The sequence below is a fragment of the Candidatus Methylobacter oryzae genome (assembly GCF_003994235.2).
Lineage (GTDB): Bacteria > Pseudomonadota > Gammaproteobacteria > Methylococcales > Methylomonadaceae > Methylobacter_A > Methylobacter_A oryzae.
The window spans coordinates 1-10,689 of record NZ_RYFG02000063.1; the positions used below are offsets into that span (position 1 = coordinate 1).

At 52.6% G+C, this 10,689-nt stretch carries 10 protein-coding genes; all 10 read right to left on the reverse strand.

The genetic code is table 11. From position 1 onward, the window contains the following. Window positions 1-251 precede the first annotated feature (251 nt). Window positions 252-2,444, reverse strand: a complete 2,193-nt coding sequence (locus EKO24_RS06930; protein WP_127030675.1) for an Ig-like domain-containing protein — start codon at window positions 2,442-2,444, stop codon at window positions 252-254. Between the two features lie 305 nt (window positions 2,445-2,749). Further along, window positions 2,750-3,202, reverse strand: coding sequence for a hypothetical protein (locus EKO24_RS06935; RefSeq protein ID WP_127030676.1), 453 nt, complete (start codon window positions 3,200-3,202; stop codon window positions 2,750-2,752). Beyond that, a complete protein-coding gene (locus EKO24_RS06940) occupies window positions 3,168-3,371 on the reverse strand; it encodes a hypothetical protein (protein WP_127030677.1) in 204 nt (67 codons plus the stop codon). The genes EKO24_RS06935 and EKO24_RS06940 overlap by 35 nt, the downstream gene beginning before the upstream one ends. Window positions 3,372-3,638: 267 nt before the next feature. Continuing rightward, the gene (locus EKO24_RS06945) at window positions 3,639-4,073 is read right to left on the reverse strand and encodes a hypothetical protein (RefSeq protein WP_196240002.1); all 435 of its coding nucleotides are present in this window, start codon (window positions 4,071-4,073) and stop codon (window positions 3,639-3,641) included. 1 nt (window position 4,074) lies between these two features. Further along, entirely contained in the window at window positions 4,075-4,518 is a 444-nt protein-coding gene (locus EKO24_RS06950) for a phage holin family protein (protein ID WP_127030678.1), read from the reverse strand. A 10-nt stretch (window positions 4,519-4,528) separates the two neighbouring features. Next, window positions 4,529-4,750 (reverse strand): DUF883 domain-containing protein, encoded by a 222-nt coding sequence (locus EKO24_RS06955; protein WP_127030679.1) that lies wholly within the window; start codon window positions 4,748-4,750, stop codon window positions 4,529-4,531. Window positions 4,751-4,766: 16 nt separating this feature from the next. Then, the gene (locus EKO24_RS06960) at window positions 4,767-5,081 is read right to left on the reverse strand and encodes a BON domain-containing protein (RefSeq protein WP_127030680.1); all 315 of its coding nucleotides are present in this window, start codon (window positions 5,079-5,081) and stop codon (window positions 4,767-4,769) included. Between the two features lie 406 nt (window positions 5,082-5,487). Further along, window positions 5,488-6,513, reverse strand: coding sequence for a class I fructose-bisphosphate aldolase (locus EKO24_RS06965; protein WP_127030681.1), 1,026 nt, complete (start codon window positions 6,511-6,513; stop codon window positions 5,488-5,490). Window positions 6,514-6,902: 389 nt separating this feature from the next. Next, entirely contained in the window at window positions 6,903-9,449 is a 2,547-nt protein-coding gene (glgP, locus tag EKO24_RS06970) for an alpha-glucan family phosphorylase (RefSeq protein WP_127030682.1), read from the reverse strand. A 319-nt stretch (window positions 9,450-9,768) separates the two neighbouring features. After that, window positions 9,769-10,401: a DUF502 domain-containing protein gene (locus EKO24_RS06980; RefSeq protein ID WP_241674424.1), complete on the reverse strand. Its 633-nt coding sequence runs from the start codon at window positions 10,399-10,401 to the stop codon at window positions 9,769-9,771. Window positions 10,402-10,689: the final 288 nt, after the last annotated feature.

The window sequence follows — 10,689 nt, forward strand, 5'->3', positions numbered from 1 at the left end:
ACGAGGCTTGCGATACTTGAAACGGTGTTTGCAAAATGACAAACCCTTGCCAAGTTTTTCCGTCGTTTTTATAAACTGATAGGTGGTGAGAGCTCCGGTGCTCGGCGCGGCAAACGGGATTCCGTCCGTGCCATAATAAGCTTCTATTGCTCACTGGAGATGATTAGCAGGGGAATTTTAATTAATCGAGAATCGCGCCAAAACTTTCGTAATGCGTTGGAATAAGCTGCAAATAATACCGATCTTTACCGTCAGGCATATTCAATGCCTGTCTGCTGTAGCCCAACCAGATTTATACGGGTTGTATTTAAACTCAATTCCGCGGCCATTTGCGCCAACGAGATTTGAGAAAACTGTCCTGAATTAAGCGCTGCCGTCCAGTAATTTAAGTCAGCGGCGGAGGGCTGGACTCCTGCAACATTTTGATAAAGCAGGCTGACTTCGGCGGCGTTTGAAAAGCCTGTGCCGAGCTTCGCGTTCAGTGCGGTTTGTACAAGATCCGAGTAGCTTTTGCCGCTATCGAGAAAAGCCAGCCCAATACCGACATATTGTTTGTTCGACACCGATACGGGGCCGAAAACGGCCCCCAGGATTTTGGCTGTTAAGCCGGCGTTGTCGTCCAGGTCGATAGCCAGTTTAGTATCGCTAAATTGCAAACGCTCGATGTTGACAAGTGAATCCGAACCGGTGGCGTAACTGGTAGTGAAGTTGTTGCCGGTCTTAGCGACGCTATAGTCGGCACGCAAGCCGCTATAAACGACCTTATCGATCCCCAAGCCGCCGTTTATCGTTTTATTTCCGGCACTGCCGCCCGTCAGCGAATCGTTGTTTGCGGTGCCTGTAACGGTATTGGCCAGCGTCGTAAAATTGTAAGCCGTTGTTCCGGTAATTCCGGCAAAGCTGTTTCCCGCTAAATCTAAAACGGCGCCGGCGGCCATATTGACGAAATAGCCGCTGCCTGCAACCAGGTCGGTATTGGGATTGATGATAATGCTGTTGCCGGAAACGGAGACTTGGCCGCTATCGGTCACGGCAATGGTTTTTACGATAGCCCCCTTGTCATTGAAAATAATGATATTGCCCGTTCCGGCTTTAATCGCTTCGTTAAAGGTCAGCACCAGATTAGTGGAAACGGCAACTCCGGTCGCGTTATCGGCCGGCGATAAACTGCTAAGAAGAGGTGAGATATTATCGTTAAATCTTAGTTGGTTGGCTGATTTAACGATGTCTTTAAACTGAAAAAACTCGACGCCGGAAATTGAATCCGTGCCGGTCGCCAAACAAGAGATATTAAAAACATCGCTGCCGGCATTATAAGAACAGGTGTAATTGGCAAATGTTTCGGAGAAAACCGCTGTGTCGTCGCCGCCTCCGCCGGAAATAGAATCGTCTCCGGGCCCGCCTTCCAGGCTGTTGTTGCTGTCATTGCCGATCAGCGTATCGTTGCCGCTGCCGCCGACCGCATTTTCGATTATGCAGCCATAGGCGATGCCCAGATTATTAGTGCCGTCGTAAGTTGTCGTCGCCCCGCCCGTGTGGAGGGGAGGGGGATACCTCAGGCTTGAGTAGTTGCCGGGCGTCAGGTCGAGCACGCACGGCAAAGTGAAGTTCGCGGCGGATAGCGTATCGGTTCCGCCGGCGTCCCAAATCGTTTTGAAAAACGGCGTAGTGGCGTCGAAAGTATAGACATCGTCACCGGTATGATAGTTGTTGTTAGCGCCGTAGAGATATTGGATCGCGGCGATGTCGAGTACCATCGGCGTTTCCGGGTTTATATAATAGCTGAGCCAGTCGTACTTGCCGTTGACATATCCGGCAGAAGGATAAATATTGTGAGGGGCGTCGGTGTAGGACATAACGGTGTACAACCTACTATCCAACGAGCCGGGCAGGACCGGCGTATCGTCGAACGGATGCTTTAATCCTAGGGCATGCCCCAATTCGTGAATGAGCGCTTCAAAATTATACGACCCGCTCGTCCAGGAATTAGCGGCCGTATTTGAATTCGTCGTGCTGATCCAAATGTCGCCGGCTGACGGCCAAGAGCTCGGGTAGCCTGCCCATCCCCATGCATCCGACTGGTCCGCCGAGGTCCAAGCGAAGCGGATATCGCCGACATTGGAGCTGGTTTCCGCAACTTCGGAGAAAATAATGTTGGCGACATTGGACCATGATTGCAAGGCGTTGCGAGCTGCCGCTTGCTGGGTCGTATTGAGTCCATAGTGAGAACTCGCGTTTTGCTCGTTGAGTAATGAATAGTCGCCAACGCCATTGCGGCCGGAAAAGGTTGCGCTTTCTAAGCTTGTCCAGGGAAAACTGTAGGTTAAGGTTACTCCGGTTCCGGTACTGCCACCCCATTTCCTGTCTGAAATCAACGCATTGATATTCAGTGACGAAGACTCGTTGATTCTACTGTTGCTGCTGGAAGATGTTGGTGATGGCATAGGCGTTCCGCTTAAGTAACTACTTGCCTGATATTACAAGACTGTTATTTAAAACTTAAGGGTTTGCTTAAAAATAATTTCCCGAAAGCATTATTCCGGGGCGGTGAGCCGTTCGGCTTGGCGCGGGGGGACGAAATTTTTGCGCTTACCTCAATTCGTCAAGGTTTTCCAAGATTTGTCCCGGCTAAAGGCCTGATTTATTGATGAATAACGAAAATCGGGTAACGTCGGCTTTTTTGCGCTTGAAATTTCGGTAATAAAAAAACCGCGCGGGGCGGGTTCAATGTTGATCTTTTGGGCGACTATTATTCCGAGCTGGGGTTGGTTATTTTACCAATAGCGCTTTTTCCTAGTAGATAAATACCAATCCCACTGAGCGCGGTCATAAGTTTTTCTAAAAGACTGGATGCTAGTTGTGATTGATGCTCATCACCGAAAAACGACATGGTAAATAATAGTGCAACAACTGCAAATATAAATGCCCCACCACCATAAAGTAAATTTGTCGTAATTTTATTTTGTTGGGCTTTGAGCGTCGTGTCATGAGCCAATTTTTGCATATGATAATCAAACTGACGTTTATCCGCAGCATCGTTTGCTTCAATAGCCAGACGTGCTATTTCAGTTCTTTTATCTGAGCTTTTAATGCGTTCCTTTTCGAGCTCAAACATATCTTTTCCAGAGTAAAATTCTCCTTCCAAAGGCGGGTGTTCACTGGCTGCATTAGCAACAGGCTGCTGTCCGTTTTGATTTTCCATTTTGGGTACTGTTTGATAAATTATCAATCATTAAATCAAGAGGGATTAGTTTTATTTGATAACCGCCATAAGGTGATGTTTCAATTTTAACCATTACCCCATTAGCGTTATATTGCTCCCGTATCTTTTGGGCTGCGGCATGGGCTTCTGCGTAGCTTTTATAATTCATGATACGCTCCTGTTTTGTGTTTTTAAGCCGGATTCTAAAATTGATCTGGTGAGTCAATTTACTAAACTAATGCTTATTATGTCAATGATGTTGAGCCTTAGGGCGTGTAGCATCAGAGAGATTTGCTCATTGCTTGCCAGAATAAACATACCTTCATAGTTCGTCGGAAAACGATTAAGTTCTGAATCAAATATAGTTACCAAGAGTAGGCTCGCATACCCTACTTAACTTAATGGCCGTGACGCGGAGAGTGGGAACGATCGTCCGCTATGACAGCGGTTTCCGGCGATGATAGCGGCGGCGATTCGGTATTGTGCGGGGCGGCGGCGCCGGTTGTCCGGCTTTCCTGGCCGGTGTTCCCGGCCGGTAGCCGGATTTCACCAGCCATGCTATCGGCAGTGCCGTGTAGAGCGTTCGCGCCGAAGTGAGCAGGCTCATCGCGACATTCAGCGGGGAGGCCACGGCAGCGGCGGCCTTACCGGCAGTATCGCGAACTTTGACCGGCCGGCGTTTTGTGATTTCGCTGATAACGAAACCGATGCCTCCGGCCAGCAGCAACGAAGCCGGTTCGGTCATTTCCTGATATATTTTGCGAACCAATAATGTAGTTCTAAGGTCGATTACTTGTTGACGGGTTAACACCTGCGATTCGGCATCCTTGATTTCATCCTCCAGTAACTTGGGTTGAACAAGATGGGGCATCTCAAGACTCCTCTTTATTATCGCGCACTGGCGGCGGCATTGCCCGAAGACTGTGGACGGTTGCCGGAAATTGCAGATAGCGGCTCTTGCGGTGTATGACCGCCACAAGCACCAGCGTGAGCAGCAGGTTGAACAGCACTGAGAGCAGTATCGCGCTGCTCGCGACAAAGCCATGCTCAATCATCCACATGACCGCGGCGGCGATGAGCCCACCCCAGGCGCCGATTAGCAACACCGCAGCCATCACGCCGGCAATGATCATGAATACCAGGTTCCGGCCTGCTCGCCGCGCTTCCAGCGCAATCAGGTGGAAGTAGTCGTGGCCGAAACCGTAAAGCTCTCGCCATAACGCTTGGGCATTGTCCAAGATGCCGGCTGTTTTGACCGGATCGGCCTCCGTTGCAGCTTGCCCAAGCGTTTCATTATTTACCGCGCTCCGTTCCATGATGGCCGCCTTAACGATTGATTAGCAAACGGCTCAGGACAAATCCTGCGGCGACCCCGATACCTACCGACGCGATCGGATTATTGTGAATATAATCGCGAACATCGTTGAGCATTTGCCGTTCGGCATCGCTCAGCGGCTCGTCTTTTCCGCCCAATGCTTTTCTTGCCGCATCGGCTATTTTGTCAATAGCCTCATGAGCAAGACCGGATGCTGTATCTATCGTATCCATAATTCTTCCTCAGTTGTTATTTGACCCGCATGTCGTTTTTGACCGATTTAACCCCCTTAATACCGCGCGCTACTTCTATTGCTCTATTCATTTCGGCACGGGAATTAACGAATCCGCTCAATTGCACCACGCCTTTAAACGTTTCAACATTGACTCTGGCCGCGCTGACCTCGTCATCTCTGACCAGCGCCGCTTTGACTTTAGTGGTGACAACGCTGTCGTCGACATATTCACCGGTTCCTTCCTCTTTGGGAGTTGACGCGCAGCCTGCGGCAGTCAGTAAGGTTAAGGTCAGAAAAAATGCGGAAAAGATTCTAATCAAGTATTTCATGGCTATATCTCCAGTTAAATGCCTAAGGTAGACTGAAAAATCCTTCGCCAAGCTACAGGCTGAACGGTCTACCCGGAAAAATCCAAATACAAAGAAACAAGCCTTTCGAGAATCCGGCGCTGTTTCCGAACCAATGAACAAGCAAATTACAGGTTTTGTGCCCGATAAGTAATTTCGCTAAAGTTTTCCGGCGTTTTGAGTGCAGGCTTTGCCCGCACTCCGACTGTGAACACGAGTTGGAAACTTATTTTTCAGGTACTTATACGGCAAAAAACTCGAATACAACTGTAATCCCAAGGATTGCCGCTGTCAGTACGGTAGGGCACATACCGAAGTTGTGGGGTTACTGCCATTCAATTAAGAGCTGTAGGAGCGGGCCATGCCAGCGACCGGGGTGCAACTGCTCTTATTCATGTTGTTCCATCGCGATACTGTATTCGCCGCGGCGCGCGGCCTGGTTGCATCGGGCGCGATGCTGCAAGGCCTGTTGGGCTTCCCAGGCATTGAGCTCCTGGCCTTGCCAAATTTCCAATGCCGGTTGCTGGATCGCCCGCGCGAATGAAAATGACAATGCCCACGGCATTTTAGGCCTGAGGCCGCTATTCATCGCATTCAAACGGGCCGAGGCCAGTTCCGGCGACTGTCCGCCCGACAGGAACGTAATTCCCGGAACGGCCGCCGGAACGGCGCGTAACAGGCAAATCAACGTCGCATCGGCCACCTGGTTTACCGTTTCCTGTTCCGTGCAGTCCAATCCCGGAAGCACCATATTAGGTTTTAGCAGCATGCCTTCGAGCATCACTCGTTGCCGGTAAAGTTGGCCGAAAACCGTATGCAGCACGTTTTCACTCACTTCGAAGCACCGTTCCAGCGTATGATTGCCGTCCATCAGCACTTCCGGCTCGACGACCGGGACGAGTCCGGCTTCCTGGCTCAGCGCGGCGTAGCGGGCCAATGCATGCGCGTTGGCTTCGATACAGCTCCGGCTCGGAATGCTGTCGCCTATCGTAATCACCGCGCGCCATTTGGCGAATTGGGCGCCCATTCGCCTGTATTCGGCTAAGCGTTCGCGCAGCCCATCCAGGCCTTCGCTTATTTTCTCTCCGCTATGCCCGGCCAATTCTTTTGCTCCGGCGTCAACTTTAATGCCCGGGACGATGCCGTTGTTTACGAGCGCTTTAACAAAGGGAATACCGTCCTTTTGGTGCTGGCGTATCGTCTCGTCGGACAGGATCGCGCCGCTAATGCTTCCATTCAGTCCGGGCGTGGTGACGATCAATTCGCGGTAGCTGCGGCGCATTTCCTCGGTTTGAGGGATGCCGACCTTCGCGAAGCGTTTGTTGCAGGTTGGCGTACTTTCATCCATTGCCAGCAGGCCTTTGTCGTCTGCGACCAGTTTTTTTGCAATGTCTATCAGTTCTTGTGCATTCATTGGGGCGTACTCCATTTCCAGTTGCGGATTTCCGGCAGGGCCAGGGCCGTGCCGGGCGATGTACTATTTTTCAGCTCGTTCCCACGGAGCCTCCTCGCCGTTATACACATCTCGGCGTAGGCCTGGAATCTGGTTACTCCGTTGAGCGTTGCGCGAGTTAGACCTTCCAGGTTTTACGACTGCCATGGATGGTGGAAGTGCTGGAGCCGCCGGGAGTGGCTCCAGTAAAAACCTGGAAGGTCTGCTATCCGCATGTTTCCCGCCTAACGCCGGTAAGGAACAGCATCTCGTGAAATATTTGCGTATAACGACGAGCGGAGCCTCAGGGAACGAGAGCGAGCACTTTCGTGGTTTTCGTGGGCATGACTTCATCGCACTGCTCTCCGGAATCAGCGTTGCCATAAAATCCGCTTCTCTTCGAGCGGAACGGACATGCCGTCGCAGTAGGGTATCAAGCGGACCGTATAGTCCGTGGACGGGCGCGCCGCGGACACGGCCATGCAGTAAACGTAACCGCCGGATGAACCGACTAGTTGGCGCAGCAGCGTCATTTCCTGGCGTACAGGAGGCTTGTTGATCAGGTCTTCAGCGTAGATTTCTACCAGCACCGACTTGGGGTCGAGGTTATGGAAATAAACCTGAACTTCAAATAGATGATATTCGCCGCGCGTCTCGATTTTTATTTTGCCAAAGTGCAGCGCCGCCCATTTCTGGTCCAGGTCATGTTGCCAATCGACGATTTGCCTGCCGACCGCGCATTTATTGGCCGAGCGTAAACGGTAAGCGCCGGCTGCCGGAATATAGTGTTGCTCGGTATATTCACGGACCGTACGGTTGATTGAAAAGCGCGGCGTCAATTGCGCCATGCTCTCCCGCATCCGTTGAATCCAGGCGGTTGGAATACCGTTCTCGTCGCGGTTGTAAAATTCCGGAACCACTTCATTCTCGAGCAGATCGTAGAGCGCTACGGCATCGGCAGCGTCCCCGTCAGGGTAGTCGCCATGCCCCAGGTCATCGCCCAGCGCCCAGCCCAGGCCCGGTTGATAGGCTTCGGCCCACCAGCCGTCCAGCACCGAGACGTTGAGGCCTCCATTGACCAGCACTTTCATGCCGCTGGTGCCGCAAGCTTCCCAAGGCCGTCTCGGCATGTTCAGCCAGACGTCGACGCCCTGTACCAGGCATTCGGTCAGATACATGTCGTAGTCGCTCAGAAAAATCACCCGCGCCCTTGCCTCGGGACGCTTGATGAAATGCATCCATTGCTTGATCAGGTCCTGCCCTTCGCGGTCGGCCGGATGGGCTTTGCCGGCGATGATCAGCTGTACCGGTCGCTGCCGGTCGGTTAATAAGCGCAGCAAGCGCTCAGGATCGTGCAGCAGCAGGTTTGGTCGTTTATAGGTCGCAAAACGCCGCGCAAAGCCCAAGGTCAATACGTTGGGATCGAACAGGTTTTTGGCTTCTTCAAGCGCTTCGGGGGGCTCGCCGGCCGCGGCCAATTGTCTCGCCAGCCGCTCGCAGGCGTATTCGACAAGCGCTTTGCCGGCGGCTGTGCGAAATTGCCAGAGCCGGGCGTCGGGAATTTTTCTAATATCCTGTTCCAGGGTTTCCATCGTGCCCAGCCAACGTTCCTTGCCGCAGGCTTCCGTCCACAGATCATCGGCCGATGCCGAGTCCCAGGTCGGCATGTGAACGCCGTTGGTGATATGTCCGACCGGGATTTCGTCCAACGGCCAACGGGGAAAAAGCGGCGCAAATAAATTCCGGCTGACCCGTTCATGCACGCGGCTGACGGCATTGACGGCTCCGCTGCCGCGAATGGCCAGATAGGCCATATTGAAGCTTTCCGACTCATCATGCGGATTTTGGCGGCCCAGGGCCAGCAAATCGTCGATGCTTATGCCCAGCCTAAGTTCGGCATAACGGCAAAGGTATTGTTTGATCAGGCTCGGGGAGTAACGGTCGAATCCCGCGTCCACGGCGGTATGGGTCGTGAACAGGTTGCCCGCGCGGGTAACGGCCAAGGCGACGTTGAAAGGCTGCCCGCTTTCCTGCATGAAACAGCGGGCGCGTTCCAATACCGCAAAAGCCGCATGGCCTTCATTCAGGTGGCAGACTTCCGGGTGAATGCCAAGCCGGTCCAGCAATCGCCACCCCCCGATGCCGAGCACCAGTTCCTGTTTCAGGCGCAGCTCCGGGCCGCCTCCGTACAGCTCGCTGGTGATTCCCCGGTCGGCGGGAAAGTTAGCCGGATCGTTGCTGTCCAACAAGTAAAGCCGCAATTTGCCGACCCGGACTTGCCAGATGCGCAGCCAGACCGAATAGCCGGGCAAGACAATCTCCAGGCGCAGCCACTCGCCGTTGGTTTGCCGCACCGGCATAATCGGCAATTGTCCGGGATCGTTATACGGGAACAGCGCTTGTTGTACGCCGTCTTTGTCGATGACTTGGCGGAAATAGCCTTGTTGGTACAGCAAGCCGACGCCGATTACCGGTACGCCCAGATCGCTTGCGGCCTTGAGCTGGTCGCCGGCAACGTTGCCGAGCCCGCCGGAGTAGATCGGCAAGGCCTCGCTGAGCATGAATTCCATGCTGAAATAAGCGACGGAATTCAGTAGGGCATGCGCATGGTTTTGCTGGAACCAGGCAGGCGCTTCAACAGCTTGCGACTTGGTCTGCAATAAATCGTCGACTTGCCGGCGGAAAGCCGGGTCGGCCAGCACGGACTCGATCCGGTCGCACGAGGCTGTTTGCAGCACAACCCAAGGATTATGGGTGATTTCCCATAAATCGTGATCAAGCCGCCGCCAGACTTCGTCGGTCGCATGATTCCATGACCAACGGATATTCAGCGCAAGTTCGGCCAACGCATCGAAGCCTTCGATTTGCGTGGGCAGAAGGCTGTAGAGTGGACTACAAACGCGTGTTTTATCGTTCATGGGTTCTCCGTTCGTCACGGAGAATACTTTAGCGGTTACCCCGGCTGTGGTCGGTGCGGTAGAGTACACAGCTGGAGTACGGGTGAAGTTAGACCTTCCGGGTTTTTACTGGAGCCGCTCCCGGCCGCCGTCCATGGCAGTCGGGAGCATCAGTTCCCTCGGCAACCGCTCCTGCGTTGCTCTCGATCGCTGTTCCAGACGCGATTCTACCTCCCCCATCCGTGGGGTCGTACCTCCTGCGTCCCTGGCAGTCGTACCGATTGCGACACTTCCACCATCCATGGCAGTCGCAAAACCTGGAAGGTTTGTATACCGGCAGCTAAGTCTTTTCATTATCGACATTGCCGACAACGCCGGCCGTGGCGATAAACCGCAGCGCATCTTCAACCGTCATATCTATTTTGACGACATTTTCCCTGGGCACGATGACCGTATAGCCGCCTAGCTGGTAACTGAACGGCACGAATACCGCAACCTGGTCTTCGGTAATAAACGTCGGTGAAGTTTCTTCAATACTCGAAGCGGTAATAAAGCCTATCTGCTGGCTGTTGCCGGAAGCCGTCTTGACCAAAACCACTTGTTCGAATTTCCCCCGGTTTTCGCTGGAAAAAAGCGAACTGATATCGCGTATGGCGGTATAAATGCTTTTAACAAGCGGAATCTGGATGATCAGTTCTTCAAACCGATGGAACATTCTTCGAAACGTTTGAGACTCAAGAAAGCCGCCGAAAAAGAACACCACAACCAAGCCTAAAACAAAGCCCATGCCTTCTATATACCAGCTATCGGGGAAGAAAAGCTTGAATATCTTGCCGAGCGCGAACTCCGCAGTACCGGCCATCCAGAACAGCAAGGAGATGGTCAGCGTAATAGGGATAACGGCGATTAAACCTTTAAAAAAAGTCCTGCTGATCGGCTTCATTTTTAACTGCCAATTGTTGTAATCCGGCATTCGTTACTCCTGCGTAGTGAAAGTTGGTGACTATTCAGCGAATGATTTATGGAACACGGATGACACGGATTAAACGGATAAACACGGATTTAAAACTTGGTTTGGGTTAAAAAATCCGTGTAAATCAGCCCTATCCGTGTCATCCGTGTTCCATTTTTTCGTTTCCACGCTTCGCGTGGGAACGAGGCGAAAGTGCGCACGGCACGCCCTTGTATCTTAATTCCTGTCATGGTTAGCTACCTTGGCACTGAGGCAGAAGCAGCTTGGGCACGCCCTTAAGGACCGACC